Annotated in this window: 13 protein-coding genes and 1 tRNA gene; 1 reads left to right on the top strand and 13 read right to left on the bottom strand. The window is 41.5% G+C overall.

Annotation, left to right across the window (positions count from 1 at the left end; translation table 11 throughout):
- Positions 1–237: 237 nt before the first annotated feature.
- The 7 genes from IEE83_RS26765 to IEE83_RS26795 all read right to left on the bottom strand — a co-directional run bounded on the left by IEE83_RS26765 (position 238) and on the right by IEE83_RS26795 (position 5764).
- Complete coding sequence (locus tag IEE83_RS26765) at positions 238–1011, bottom strand: ImmA/IrrE family metallo-endopeptidase (protein ID WP_194123845.1); 774 nt, start codon at positions 1009–1011, stop codon at positions 238–240.
- Positions 1011–1406 (bottom strand): hypothetical protein, encoded by a 396-nt coding sequence (locus IEE83_RS26770; protein WP_194123846.1) that lies wholly within the window; start codon positions 1404–1406, stop codon positions 1011–1013. The genes IEE83_RS26765 and IEE83_RS26770 overlap by 1 nt, the downstream gene beginning before the upstream one ends.
- Positions 1407–1408: 2 nt before the next feature.
- Positions 1409–2008 carry an RNA polymerase sigma factor gene (locus tag IEE83_RS26775; RefSeq protein WP_194123848.1) on the bottom strand — a complete coding sequence of 200 codons (600 nt, stop codon included), beginning with the start codon at positions 2006–2008 and terminating at the stop codon, positions 1409–1411.
- An 852-nt stretch (positions 2009–2860) separates the two neighbouring features.
- Complete coding sequence (locus IEE83_RS26780) at positions 2861–3877, bottom strand: CBASS cGAMP-activated phospholipase (protein ID WP_194123849.1); 1017 nt, start codon at positions 3875–3877, stop codon at positions 2861–2863.
- Complete coding sequence (locus tag IEE83_RS26785; RefSeq protein WP_194123850.1) at positions 3877–4107, bottom strand: DUF2188 domain-containing protein; 231 nt, start codon at positions 4105–4107, stop codon at positions 3877–3879. The genes IEE83_RS26780 and IEE83_RS26785 overlap by 1 nt, the downstream gene beginning before the upstream one ends.
- 15 nt (positions 4108–4122) lie before the next feature.
- Entirely contained in the window at positions 4123–4560 is a 438-nt protein-coding gene (locus IEE83_RS26790) for a type II CBASS E2 protein (RefSeq protein ID WP_228102090.1), read from the bottom strand.
- Entirely contained in the window at positions 4547–5764 is a 1218-nt protein-coding gene (locus tag IEE83_RS26795; RefSeq protein WP_194123851.1) for a nucleotidyltransferase domain-containing protein, read from the bottom strand. Before IEE83_RS26795 ends, IEE83_RS26790 begins: the two co-directional genes overlap by 14 nt.
- Positions 5765–5873: 109 nt before the next feature.
- On the opposite strand from IEE83_RS26795, the gene IEE83_RS26800 reads away from it, so the two are divergent.
- Positions 5874–6419 carry a hypothetical protein gene (locus IEE83_RS26800; RefSeq protein WP_194123852.1) on the top strand — a complete coding sequence of 182 codons (546 nt, stop codon included), beginning with the start codon at positions 5874–5876 and terminating at the stop codon, positions 6417–6419.
- 178 nt (positions 6420–6597) lie between these two features.
- On the opposite strand, the gene IEE83_RS26805 is transcribed toward IEE83_RS26800, so the two are convergent.
- The 6 genes from IEE83_RS26805 to IEE83_RS26830 all read right to left on the bottom strand — a co-directional run.
- Positions 6598–7560 carry a virulence RhuM family protein/type II toxin-antitoxin system death-on-curing family toxin gene (locus tag IEE83_RS26805; RefSeq protein WP_194123853.1) on the bottom strand — a complete coding sequence of 321 codons (963 nt, stop codon included), beginning with the start codon at positions 7558–7560 and terminating at the stop codon, positions 6598–6600.
- Between the two features lie 249 nt (positions 7561–7809).
- Positions 7810–9030, bottom strand: a complete 1221-nt coding sequence (locus IEE83_RS26810) for a site-specific integrase (RefSeq protein ID WP_194123854.1) — start codon at positions 9028–9030, stop codon at positions 7810–7812.
- 245 nt (positions 9031–9275) lie between these two features.
- A tRNA-His gene (locus IEE83_RS26815) sits at positions 9276–9351 on the bottom strand.
- 95 nt (positions 9352–9446) lie between these two features.
- Positions 9447–10055 carry a superoxide dismutase gene (locus IEE83_RS26820; protein ID WP_194123855.1) on the bottom strand — a complete coding sequence of 203 codons (609 nt, stop codon included), beginning with the start codon at positions 10053–10055 and terminating at the stop codon, positions 9447–9449.
- Positions 10056–10118: 63 nt separating this feature from the next.
- Positions 10119–10565 (bottom strand): nucleoside deaminase, encoded by a 447-nt coding sequence (locus IEE83_RS26825; protein WP_194123856.1) that lies wholly within the window; start codon positions 10563–10565, stop codon positions 10119–10121.
- A 78-nt stretch (positions 10566–10643) separates the two neighbouring features.
- Positions 10644–13198 (bottom strand): Ig-like domain-containing protein (locus tag IEE83_RS26830; RefSeq protein ID WP_194123857.1); only part of this gene is annotated, 2555 nt, incomplete at its 5' end.

Below are 13198 nucleotides of genomic sequence, written 5' to 3' on the forward strand. Positions count from 1 at the left end.
TGTGTTTTGTATCTTCGTAAATTCAATTCGAGTTAAGGTGTTTGTGACGATTTTATCCATCAATTTGGGCCGATTAAAGGGGTAATACGTGTTAGTTGCTTGATTTATATAATTTAATCAATACAAATATTTTCAGGGATCGAAATAGGAAAATGCGAAGTTGCGGATACATTAAGAAAACTTTAACCTCATGCGAAATTGTAATTGGGCCAATCTGTGCCGAAAAATTCCTGAAACCTAGGCTTCCCAAATTACACTTAGTACAGAGTTGTATCTTGCCGTAATTATGCAAAACTCATTCATCGGTGCATCATTATCATATTTACCAAGCTCAAACCAAGTGGATTTAGTTATTTCCTGAGTAGTATCTTTTCGCTCGTAAATCCGATTATACTTATAAAATTCTTTTGCTACCGAATTCGAGGGAACATTTAGCTTGTTAATATCTGGAATTTTATAATACATATCTGTCGACTTTTTCCAGTATTGCACCTTTCCGTTTTTACTATAAAAAGCAGCAATAGGATGATTTCCTAATTCAGCAAAACGGTATACCGTTGATGTCAAACTGGTGTTAAATTGATGAGCCAATTCACTGATCAGTTCTGGTGAAAATTTCTTCTTATAACAACTCGATTTAAATTGTTCAGTCGGCATTAACAATTCAGCAGCAAAGTCGTTGGCTTCTTTTTCTTGCGGCCCTCTTTTATATCCTTCTAATGTAGTATCATCATCTGTAAAGGACGCTTCCTTATCAGCATGAAGTAGGATGTGCCCCAGCTCGTGAGCGAGTACATACCGTTTTCTTTGTTCAAATTCAATTGCCGAATCAATCGTTACAATTGAACGTCCTTGTTTCATCACCAACCTGCCGTCACAATTTTTCAGCTCAGCCTCCTTAACCATACCATTGTGATAGATAATCAGGTCTTTAATGTCGACATAGGCCATGTCGATGATGCCGAGTTGGTTAAGAAGTTTTTTGGCAGCAAATGCTGGTGCTATTTTCATTAAATTTCCTTTCTTTCAATTTTGTTCATCAGATCAAGCAAGTCTGATTCGTCAAGTATTTCCTTTAGATCCTGCACATCCATATTTTCCAAGTTATTGAACTGCAACTGCGGTGCGCTTTGCTTTAATAAATTAAGGATTCCTTCTTTGGTTGATTCCTTGGCACTTTCAAATATTGCCAGCGCCTTTGCATATAAACTTTCTAGTTCCTGTTTCCTTAGCGCTACTTTTTGCTTAAATAGTAAGGCCCTTACTTTCGCAATTCCATTTTTTTCCAAACGTTCAGGATCAAATCCACTATCACGCAACATTTCATTTAGTAATTCAGGCTCACGATGCGTCATCAGGAATAATTCCCGATTCAGCTTATCGATGTCTATTTTTGTGCTCTTCATGATTACCTTTTAAATAATGTCTTCACAATTCTTATGCCTCTTTTTATGGCATTGTTAACTTCTGAAACCGGGATTTCCAAAACATCGGCGATTGTCCGCGGTTGGGTGTTATCCAGCCATTCACAAAATATCACATGGTCATCTTTTCTTTCTCCGAATGCTAATTCTATTTCTTGCCACGTTTCCTGAGCGATTAAAATTTCATCTGGTCCTTCAACAGTATCGATATCATCACGTAAAATTTCATCGTCGATCGCATTATCACTAGAAGCAATAGCGTTCACATCTGAATTGCCTCCAGCCTTAACAATCGAACGGACGGATGATTTAAAATGACTTGAAATCAAGCTTTTTACAACGCCAGTCAAATGAATTGTAATATCAGGGTAGCGATTGTAATCCCAGGCCCGAACACCTTCAAATACTTTCTCTATTGCCAGAGCAGCAAAATGTTCTGCATCCACACTGTCCTTTTCGCTTCGGATTTGGAAGCCGGCCTTGTTCAATTTAAAATCTGCATAGCGTACCAGTTCCTTATAAATCAGCCCCCAGGACTTTTCATCTATTGCCGATAGTTTATCCAGTGTTTGAGAGTCAATCATGTAGGAGATTTTGGATCCATATAAAGATATGTTCTTTAAAATTATTTTTTTGACACGTAGCTAAAAATAAATATTGTGAAACATATAAATAGTGTGGGATATAAGAATTATACACATATGAAAAAAAATGTATTCGTCGTAAAATTCAGCAATAATTGGGCGACCAGAACGACCGGGAACGGACGCGTAACAAAAAATCTTGACACTCAAAAAAAGAAGCCATTGATGCGGGCAGGCAACAAGCTATTAAAATTCAGTCAGAGCTACCAACATCAACTCCAGCAGCGTGGCGATAAATGATGTTGAATGATATTTCCAGTGTTCCCATAAACAGTTTTTGTTTAATAACTTCTGGGAGCGAACATGGTTAGTTAAGATTTTTCTGTACGGGATTATATAAAGATCACCAGGCTATTCAACAAATAATCTTTAGGAAAAAGGGAAGGATCGCTCCAGTCCAGATTTTATTAAGTACTCAAAGTATCAGTAAAAGTGGAGGGCTTGGTTCAGAAGGTTATTCAAATATAACACATTAGGATATTTATTCGAGTTAAAGCTAGGTTGCTTGGCTATTCAACAGCAGTATGCTGTACACGGATTTTAATATATCGCGTTCAAGTCGTGTGTCACGGAGTTCTTTGCTTAGCCGGGCTAATTACTGTTCCGTTTCACTCAGTTTCTTGTATTATATTTTATTTTACATAACTACTAATTATGTAAAATAAAATAATGTTTGATGTTGATTTTTACTGATGACCTCATTCAGCGATTCCCTCCTGCACCGATTACCTATCCCAAGACCAAATAATACAAGACGACTCCTGCCCCGCATCATTTTGCTGGAGCCTTCTCTTAACCTGTAAAAAACTGCTCAATAATCGAATTTGCATGGTTCTGAAATTCATGCTGGGCTTTTTCTCCAAGTTTTTCAAGCCTTACCCGGTCTGTCTCGTCTAGTTCAACAAAGCAAGTATCGTCAAGCTCGGTATCAATACGTTTGTAGATAAAATTTTCAGCCTCCTGCTTGTCAATCCCATTTTGTAACAGACTGATCAGATTTTGAACCTGTTGCGACTGTCCTTGCATAAAAAGTTCCATGATCCGCTTTCTTCCTTTTATCCAGTAAAGTAATCCCCAATCATTGCGGGAGCAGGCGTCCGTGAACTTCTGGTGCCCGGTGCCGATAGAAAGCACCCGCAAGTTGCCTAAGTCCTGACCAAAGGCTTTCTGGGCCTCAATAATAGCCAGCAGTGTTGGGTTATTGGCAAACACCCCGCCATCCACCTTATTACTAAATAATTGCTCGATACCTTTCAGGTCCTGGTATTTTGCTGAAAACGGATCAAAATATGTCGGCGCTGCTGATGTTGCCAGGGCTGCCTGATAAGCGGGGATGTGATAATCTCGTACAAATCTCGGGTGATATTTGTTCTTCAGCACCGAGGGCTTGCCCTGCATCAGGTCATAGATTGGGATACAAACGGGTATCTTGCAGTCCAGTAGAAGCGGGTCTGTGCCACCATGTACCTCCCGAAACTTATCCCTGATTAACTGCTCCAAAGCGCTTCTGTCATGTTTTGAATAAAATAGGCTGCTCAGTAATCCCTTCTTTTTTCCAAAGATCTTCTCAGCGTTGTTTAAATAAAGATCGTGAATGTCCTTTGCAGGTATTCCCAGCGCCAATGCCAGTGCAATGATCCCTCCGGTAGACGTCCCTGTAATGAGCTGAAAGTGCTGGAAGATCTGGTGGTTTTCAATTCCCCGCTGTTTAAGCTCCGCTTCCAGGTTTGCCAGTAGCATGGCTGGAAAAACGCCACGAATTCCCCCGCCATCAATAGACAATATATTAAATGATTTCTCTGTTTCCATTATCCTTTACTTTTTGTTGGGTCAGCCGATCTAGGATAGGTTCGTTCTTCCTGGATGCGGCCATCCATTTTGTGAATTTTTAATGATGAATTTGAGTCGCTCAATATTTCAGCGCTCTTTCTGATCGCTTCCTCCTTACTAGAACCGGAGAAATTTGCCGTCGCCCGGGAAGTATTTTCCCGTTGGAGTTTCCAGCTTTCTCTATCTTTGGTTAAATGATAATTTTTCATAATTGTCAAAATTTATTAATTGTGATCTTTCTCCGGTTTCGGATCATGCGAGGTGCCGCCTCCGTACCACTGCCCCGCTGGAAGCCATAGTTCGTAGAAATATAACCATTCGCTGATCCAGGGAATAATTGTTTGGGACATATATTTGCTTTTGTTCCATTCCTTGCCGTCGGGAAAATAGAGGCAGAGCTCCTGTTTTTCTGTCGAATAAACGTGTGGTAGCTTCTTAGCTCCCTTGGCGAGAGCCAGTTTGGGCGATAAAACAAAAACTTCGATGCCATTTGTGCGTGTATAGACGAGCCGCACCCTATACTCTTCACTGACCGCAGTCGGCTGCAAGGTATGCTCCCAGGTTAGCGAAGCATCGGAGACCCGTTTAATAGTCGCAGAAGGGAACTGCTGGCGCAGTGCAACTTCCTGCCTGACAAGCGTGATATATTTACTCCCTACCATGAAAATTATGATTTGCCACTTTTGTGCCCACACCTCCCAGTATCCCACTACCTGCCGCCATTCTCCGGTGGCCCTCTTCCCGAGCAACCCTGGCCTTAATTGCTAACTCCTCGAAAGCCTTGGAAACCTCACGATTACCGAATGGGGCCGAGAGTGATTCTTGGATACGATACAGCCCATGTTGATTAAATGACCGCAATACATCCTGCTGTATCCGCTCGAGCCAATTATAGAAATTTTTCTCCTTCTGAGGCTCATCTGGCCACTTATCCGCAAAGTTCTCTTCCGGGTTGATGGGATTGGGGATCCATTTCACGTACCGTTTCCTAACGAGATCGTAGCGATCTTCGATGAATGATGCCATCCTCTGAACCACTTCCAGCGTCGCTGTAGCAACATTGGTTTGCTTTTGATATGCAAGGGCCGCCAATGTTGTGATGATAATCGATATTGGTTTATCGCAATCTCCATTATACATCAAGTCCCTATGCCTTTTCAATATCTGAACAACTACCTGCAATGGTAACTTCTCCTTTTCGTATGCCGGCACGGGTTGAACTGCTTCCCTGAGCGACATTGCCGCATAGATATCGAGTGATATACGCTGTTTAAACCAGGCGCCATATCCAAAAGGATTACTTTTTAGCCAGAGTCCTGGGTTCGTTTCCCGGTAATAATTATCGGTTTCCTTATCTGTGATGCGAATAGCCAGTGCTTGCGTATCCAAAACATCCTTTGCGGAAAAAGAACGCTCTAAAAGCACTTTGTAATTTTCGCTGACTATCGACGGCAAAATATCCAAGTGAAATTTAGCAGAATCTGCATATTGTAAGGTCCAGCAGCGGCGTCCTTCTTCATCCAGTAATCTTTTGAGCATGCCGTGATCCTTTAACCGATCACCAACTTGCTTCTTCAGGTCGTATTGTGTCCAAGTGGTACCTTTTCCCTTCAGCTGGCAGACCAGGTCAATATCCAGTTCATCATCTTCGTGGATAGGCTTGGTCATCGTCCCCAACATAAAAGACCCCTGCGGTACTATTTCTGGTTCGTAATGGGAAAGGCTTGAACCTTCCTGTGCCAGCCATTCACCCACAAACTCATAACTAGTTACTGCTGCGTTGTGTTGTGCTTCGGTAATATCCAGGCTTTTGCCCAGCTCCTTGAATATTTTATTAAATTCTTCTTTTTGTTCAGGTGTCACCATTTTTCACAAATTTTAGTTCACATCCATTTTTAAATCCTTCTGTACATATATGCTCCACGATATTTATTTTTTGCCACGGCGGTAAAAAAGATATTTTTTGAAGCATATCATGTTACGGATATGTTCATTTCAGGAAATGATTGAACCAAAAACACTCGAAAAGCAAAAGTCCATCCCGGAAGGCCGTTGGGGTGAAATTTATGGACGGTTGGTGGGTTACGCTGCCACGAGGCTTAGGCTGTCAGGCTTTCAACCAAGATTGGAGATCGATGGCATAGAACCGGACGATTTAGTCGGGAATGCAATTGAGAAGATATTCGATGGTAAGCGTGCCTGGGAATTCGAAAGATTCCCGGATAGTGAGATACACCTTAAAGGCTTGGTAAAGAGCCTTATATCAAGTCATCTGAAATCATCAGGTCGAAGGCCGATTGTTCAGGAATTGGAACTAGCGGAAAGAGGCCGTGACACTGATGATTCCCCACGGGATCAGAGCGATTATGCTGATGAAACGGATGAACTCAGAATTACAGAAGCACATTGGAGCTATATCGAACAGCAATTTTGGACGATGATGATGGATTGCGAGTCTTTTATAAGTGGCTGGACGGTAGCCCCCCGCGGGAAATCACCGACAGCTACAAGCTGGAGGTAACAATGGAGAATTTGGAGGCGTTGACCATTTGATTCCGCGGCAAATTGACCATCAAATAGACTATTACTTTCTTTGTGCTAAATAATTGTAAATCATTTGGCTTAAACTGGTGAACTCCAACCGGAATAACCTGTCTTCAATTTCCTAATTGAGGTGACAAGTGATTCCGAATTCTCCATTAATGATTCCTATTTAACACACTAATAATTAACTTCTTAACCGTTTCCATTTCCTCAGGTTTGCTGGCGGCAGCGAAAAGTGTTAGACTTGCAAGAGCTTCATTACTTATAAGTGCTACCCCGGTTCCCGATTTTAAAAGATCATTATTTTCTAAGAATAACAGAAAACAAGCCGCAGCAATTCGTTTGTTTCCATCAATAAATGAATGGTTCTTAATGATCAGATAGAGTAATGTAGCTGCTTTTTCTTCAATTGAAGGATAGAAGTCGATATCTCCAAACCCTTTACTGATTTGTGCCACAGAGCTCTGAAAGCTATCATCCTTTTCCTTACCAAAAATATCAGAGTCGAAATCCCTTCTCATACTCTCAATTATATTTCTGTAATCCGATAAATCCGGGAACTTTGCCTGCCGTGTCGTGATGCCCTTCGAATCCAATTTTTCATGATCGTAATCGTCTAGTAACTCAAGACCTTTGGCGAAGTGATCGAGCAATGTCAGATCTGCATGGCCCATTTTTGTTTCAATTGCGCGGCTTAATATTCGGATTCCATCCCTCAGGGTCTGTACCTCTTGCTGCTTTTGACTCAACCGTTTCTCGTTAATCGCATAACCTTGGATCAGATAATCTTTTAAACGCTGTGTTGCCCATTGCCGAAACTGAGTAGCTTTTGTTGAATTCACCCTGTAACCAACAGATATTATTACATCCAGGTTATACAAATGCATCCTTCTTTTCTTTCCGTCTGCTGCAACCTGTTCCATTTTGGAACAAGTTGCAGCAGGATCTAACTCACTAGATTTGTATATATTATTAATATGTTTTACGACAGCTGGACGCTGAACCGAGAATATCTCAGCCAACGAATGAGCGTCAAGCCATACGGTTTCTTCTCCAAATTTTACTTCTATCTGAGTTTGTCCGTCCTGGCTTTGATATATTTCTATTTGATTTTCCATTTTCTGGATTTAGAATTCAAGTTTACAATAAATTTATAATCCTTCTGGAGCCAGTTACAGCCGGAGCTGATTGGTAAACACGCTGTGCTCAGAAGTCTTTATATTTCAGAAAAAGTCTTCGATTTTTTCTCTGCCGCCTCCCACAGATAAAAAACGGCTCATGAAAGGCATTCAGCTATCAACAAGATTTGCGATTAAAACAACAGGGTACCGCAGGCATATTAGCACCACCTGCGATACCAATTATTCTTAAACTTCTCTTAACTTATCCTTGAGCGCTTTCATATCCTCACTAATCTTCACATCCAGAATTTTAGCATAAATCATCGTCTGTTTCAAAGACCGGTGTCCGAGCATTTTCGACACCGTTTCAATAGGCACCTTATTACTAAGCGTGACTGTCGTCGCAAAGGTGTGACGGGCGATATGGAAAGTAAGCGTTTTTGAAATCCCGCACAAAGTAGCAATCTCTTTCAGATAAGCATTCATCTTCTGGTTGCTTAAAACCGGAAGCACAACACCCCGGTTACTGCATAAAGGATCATCCTCGTACCTTTTCATTATTTCCAACGCCGTTGGAAGTAGTGGAATCCTAGTAGCCGCATCGGTTTTCTGTCTGGTGGTATCGATCCAAAGATCCCCATCCATTCCGGTAACGATATCGCTGCGCTTTAACTGCTTTACATCAACATAGGCAAGGCCGGTATAACAGCAGAAAAGAAAGATGTCACGCACGTTGCTAAGGCGATCCATGTCAAATTCTTTATCTGTAAGTCGTTTTAGCTCTGCACGAGATAACGGATTTTTTACAACTTCCTTTTTAGTCAGTTTGAATCCCTGAAATGGATCTTTTTTCAGCCATTTGTTATTAACACAGATGAGCACAATCTTTTTCAGGTTAGACATGTACTTGATGGCTGAATTGTGATTACAACCACGTGCGCTGCGAAGCCAGAAAGAAAATTCAGAGATGAATTCAAAATCAAGGTCGCGGATCTGCCGGTCATCCATTTTGTACTTCCATTGAATAAATGAGCGCGTGTGTTCCAGCGCAGTTTTGTATCTGCTTAGTGTAAGTGGAGCAAATTCTTTTCCTACGAGCGCCTCCATCTGCTCGTTGTGATACTGGAAAACCTCCAGAATTGTTCTTGTCTCCGTGCTCTTTCCTAAAAGAATATTTTTTAAAGCCTCGGCAGATAATTCTTTGTCATCTTCGATAAGCATTTTCTTTGCCTGAAAAACTTTGGAGCTCAGAGTATCCAAATACGCGTTGAGCGTTCTTGAATCCTCTTTGTTGCCAATTGCACGTCCGGCGTCAATACTCCAGCTCGAAGGGCTCCAAAGCTGCTTTGTAGATAATTCTGCCGATTTTCCATCGACTGTGATTCGAAGGTAAACATAACGTAAACCATCTTTTTGATTTTTGGCGTGTTTTAAATAAAACAACATACCGAAACTGTTTTCCAACATGACGCTAGCGTTTAAGTGATAAATATCGAGCCGCCGCGCTTGCAAATCAAGATGTGCAATAAATGAACATCTTGCAAATCAATAAGTTAACACTTTCCAGCGTCTTTTTTTCGTTTTTCATCGAACTCCACGAATGACGCTGGAAATGATGGGAATTTTTGCATATTTTGGGATATCCCGGAAAGCAAAAATGCCCATAAATCATTGATTTACAGGCATTTTGTTGATTTTAAAAACTTCTAAATGGGAGGGAGACGGGTCTCGAACCCGCGACCTCTAGAACCACAATCTAGCGCTCTAACCGACTGAGCTACAACCTCCGTTTGAGGACACAAAATTATAAAAAGGTTTACAGCTTCCAAGACAAATTTGATATTTTTTTTCAAAAGCTGTAAACCTTTTTTATTTCCAACTCATTATTTTGCTGCAACGTAAAGAGCGTCAGCGGCTTTCCAATCCACTACGTTCCAGTAAGCATCAATATAATCAGGACGTTTATTTTGATATTTCAGGTAATATGCGTGTTCCCACACGTCCAAACCAATAACTGGTGTACCTTTTGTTTCAGCGATGTCCATTAAAGGATTGTCCTGATTTGGAGAAGAAACAATCGCAATTTCTCCATCAGCTTTAACAATAAGCCATGCCCATCCTGAACCAAAACGACCTATTGAAGCTTTTTTGAATTCATCTTTGAACGCTGAGAAAGAACCGAATTTAGCAGTGATGGCTTTTCCAAGTTCTCCTGTTGGCTCTCCTCCACCTGATGCAGAAAGTGATTTCCAGAAAAATGTATGGTTCCAGTGACCACCGCCATTGTTACGAACTGGTGCCGGTGCTTTGCTGATATTGGCAATAATTTCTTCTATTGTTTTACCTTCCAGTTCAGTTCCTGTTACAGCTGCGTTCAAATTAGTAACATATGCCTGATGGTGACGGTCATGATGAATCTCCATTGTAAGCGCGTCGAAATGCGGTTCTAACGCGTTGTTTGCGTATGGTAAGGGATCAAGTGTAAATGCCATTCTGAAATAGGTTTATTGGTTATTGAATATGTTTTCTTAGTTGGTTAACAGCAGAAAAGTGCTTTATGTTCTTAAACCCTTAAAAAATTTGAGTAACAATGTCTGGGATTCGTCTGCCAAAATGCCCGTTTTCAATTGTGTTTTAGGATGTAAAACGTTCTTTCCCACTTTTGAAAATCCTCTTTTCTCATCCATTGCACCAAACACAACACGCTTCATTTGTGCCCAGTATAACGCACCCGCGCACATTACGCAAGGTTCCAAGGTTACATAAAGCGTACAATCCTGAAGATACTTTCCACCCAGATATTCAGAGGCTGCGGTTATGGCAAGCATTTCAGCATGCGCCGTCACATCTTTTAGTCGTTCGGTTTGATTATACCCTTTTCCGATGATCCTTTGTCCAATTACAACAATTGCGCCAACGGGTATCTCTCCCTCTTCATAGGCTATTTGAGCCATTCGTAGGGCTTCTGCCATGAAGTAGTTATCCAGAAAATCCGAAGTCATTGCTGATTTTTGTTATTGATTTCAAAACAAAAGCGGGAAGCAATATACTCCCCGCTTTATTAAATATATGTCCTTGAACTAAGGTTTCAGTATTCTCTGCACAGAATTGTATTTGCCGTTTTGAACTTTCAGTAAATACAAACCAGCCGGTCTTTGTGAAAAATCAACCTCTGTTATTTTCTGATTTATTGATCTTTTATACAGAGACCGACCATTTAAATCCAGGATTTCCACCTCTGCTTCTTTTGCTGAAACAGCTGATGTTATTTCGACTGTACATTTTGAATCGACCAAAGTTGGATAAATTTTCAGCCAGTCGCCGGATACAACAGGTGGTTCGGTACCTAAAACCGGGTCTACCTGAATTCTGGCACTTCCAGCCCCTCTTCCCGTACCGCACTGATTTGAAACCTTGGATATGGTGTAAGTCGTAGTGGCTTTCGGTATTACCTTCACGATGATTGGATTAACACTAGTTGATACAAGTGAATCCGTAAGGCCATTGTTTAAACTAAAAGTCCATGGAGCATTTCCTGTCAAATCTACTTTCAGGTTGGTCGTTGCACCCATATAAATAGTGGTTGCACCCGATATCGTTGCTACCGGTAATGGATTCACGGTGATCTGTCCTGAACTCACATTTCCAGCTGCAATCAAAGATCCATCTTTTCCAATATTGGCAATACGGATATAGTAAGTACCCTTCACAGTTGTATCCGGTATGGTCGCAGTAATTACATTTCCACTAATCACCGATGGAATTGAAATAAATTTGCTTGTTTCATTCACGGTTGAAATCTGCGCTTTCATTGTACTACCATCAGGAAAAGAACCTGACTGCTGGAATTGAACTGTAAAAGTTTTACCAGCACAAGATTCTGATACCGAAGGTACACCAATGGTCAAAGTTGGTATTTGTACCGTTACCAGTGCACTTCCGTTTATGATACCTTTTCCACAAGAATTAGAAACCTCGGTAACCACATAAGTTGTTGTCACCGTAGGGCTTACCGGAATTGATAGTGTTGCACTGCTTGTCGTTGCAGAAGATCCGTTTGATAAAATATAAGACCACGGTGCGTCACCGGTAAAGTTAATTGTAACATTAGCAGTTCCGCCTAATGGAATAGAAGAATTTCCCGAAATCGTAGCCGAAGGAAGTGGTTTGATATGAACCTTTATTTCAGCTTTTGCACTCTCGCAATTATTTGTTCCGGTTTGGGTAACGTAAAATGAATAATCATCCACTTTTGCAGTATATGGTATCAACGCTGTTGTCCGGGGACTGGTATCGTCTATTGTCAGATACCATTTAAGATTTGTTCCGGTAGCTACAAGCGCAGGTGCAACTTCATTCTGACAATAGGCTACTGATGAAGTTGCCAAAGTTGGTTTTGGAGTTACATTCGTTTTTACAGAAATAGCAGCTCTTGCACTCGTACAACCATTTGCATCGGTTTGTCCAACGTAATAAGTAACAGTCCCTTCTGTATCAGTTGAAGGTACCGGAGCAGCAGCAGAAGCAGTGCCGCCAGTTGCATTTGTACCATACCAATTCAGAGTTGCACCTGCCAGCGGCGTAGCAGACAATGCTGGTGCTTTTACGGATTGGCAATATTCCAAAGCACTTGTAGTAATTGCAGGAGCGGCAACTTGCGGACTAATAATTACATCTATTTTAGCACGCGTTCCTTCACAACCATTTAAAGTCTGACTTACATAATATGAAGTTGTTCCGGCAGTTGTAGCAGAAGGCGTAGGTGCTGCGGACAATGCAGTCCCGCCCGTTGCTGCTGTGTACCATTGCAGTGTAGTTCCGGTTGCTGTTAAAGCTGTTGTCGTAGCATTAAAACAATACTTTATCGTAGCCGTAACAGTAGGTGCAGCCGTTTGGGGATTTACTGTTACATCAATTTTCGCGCGTGTCCCCTCACAACCATTTATAGTTTGACTAACATAATAAGAAATTGTTCCGGCAGTGGTTGTTACAGGGGTGGGGGCAGCAGCTAAGGCTGTTCCACCTGTTGCAACCGTATACCATTTTAAACCAGTTCCTGTTGCTGTCAAAGCAGAAGGCGTTTCAGAAAGACAATAGGTTACTAATGCTGTGACTGTTGGTGCAGGTGTCAAAGGATTTACTATCACATCAATTTTTGCACGAATGCCCTCACAGCCATTTAGTGTTTGGCTTACATAATACGAAGTTGTTCCAGCGGTTGTAGTTACAGGAATTGGAGCCGAAGCAAGTGCTGTTCCTCCTGTCGCAACGGAATACCATTTTAACGCTGTTCCAGTTGCAGTTAAAGCTACTGGCGTTTCAGATAAACAATAAGTGACGTTGCTAACTGTTGGAGCTGCTGTTGTACAAGCATTAACTGTTACTAAAATCATAGCACGTGGACTTTCACAGCCAGTAGCGGTAGTAACCTGACTAACATAATAAATGACAGTTCCGGCAGTAGCCGTTGATGGTGTCGGTGTTGCTGATGAAGATGTTCCGCCAGAAGCATCATTTCCCCACCATTTTAAAGTATTCCCTGCCAAAGCAGTAGCTGATAAAGCAGCAGGCGTTTGACCAACTGTATAATTTACTGGTGAAACAACAACCGGCGCAGCAGGTGCAGTACAAGCAG

The organism is Dyadobacter subterraneus, assembly GCF_015221875.1.
Taxonomy (GTDB): Bacteria; Bacteroidota; Bacteroidia; order Cytophagales; family Spirosomataceae; genus Dyadobacter; species Dyadobacter subterraneus.

Coding starts and splice junctions, on each gene's coding strand:
- IEE83_RS26765 (WP_194123845.1), bottom strand. CDS start 1,011: ATGAAAATAGCACCAGCATTTGCTGCCAAAAAACTTCTTAACCAACTC.
- IEE83_RS26770 (WP_194123846.1), bottom strand. CDS start 1,406: ATGAAGAGCACAAAAATAGACATCGATAAGCTGAATCGGGAATTATTC.
- IEE83_RS26775 (WP_194123848.1), bottom strand. CDS start 2,008: ATGATTGACTCTCAAACACTGGATAAACTATCGGCAATAGATGAAAAG.
- IEE83_RS26780 (WP_194123849.1), bottom strand. CDS start 3,877: ATGGAAACAGAGAAATCATTTAATATATTGTCTATTGATGGCGGGGGA.
- IEE83_RS26785 (WP_194123850.1), bottom strand. CDS start 4,107: ATGAAAAATTATCATTTAACCAAAGATAGAGAAAGCTGGAAACTCCAA.
- IEE83_RS26790 (WP_228102090.1), bottom strand. CDS start 4,560: ATGGTAGGGAGTAAATATATCACGCTTGTCAGGCAGGAAGTTGCACTG.
- IEE83_RS26795 (WP_194123851.1), bottom strand. CDS start 5,764: ATGGTGACACCTGAACAAAAAGAAGAATTTAATAAAATATTCAAGGAG.
- IEE83_RS26800 (WP_194123852.1), top strand. CDS start 5,874: ATGTTACGGATATGTTCATTTCAGGAAATGATTGAACCAAAAACACTC.
- IEE83_RS26805 (WP_194123853.1), bottom strand. CDS start 7,560: ATGGAAAATCAAATAGAAATATATCAAAGCCAGGACGGACAAACTCAG.
- IEE83_RS26810 (WP_194123854.1), bottom strand. CDS start 9,030: ATGTTGGAAAACAGTTTCGGTATGTTGTTTTATTTAAAACACGCCAAA.
- IEE83_RS26820 (WP_194123855.1), bottom strand. CDS start 10,055: ATGGCATTTACACTTGATCCCTTACCATACGCAAACAACGCGTTAGAA.
- IEE83_RS26825 (WP_194123856.1), bottom strand. CDS start 10,565: ATGACTTCGGATTTTCTGGATAACTACTTCATGGCAGAAGCCCTACGA.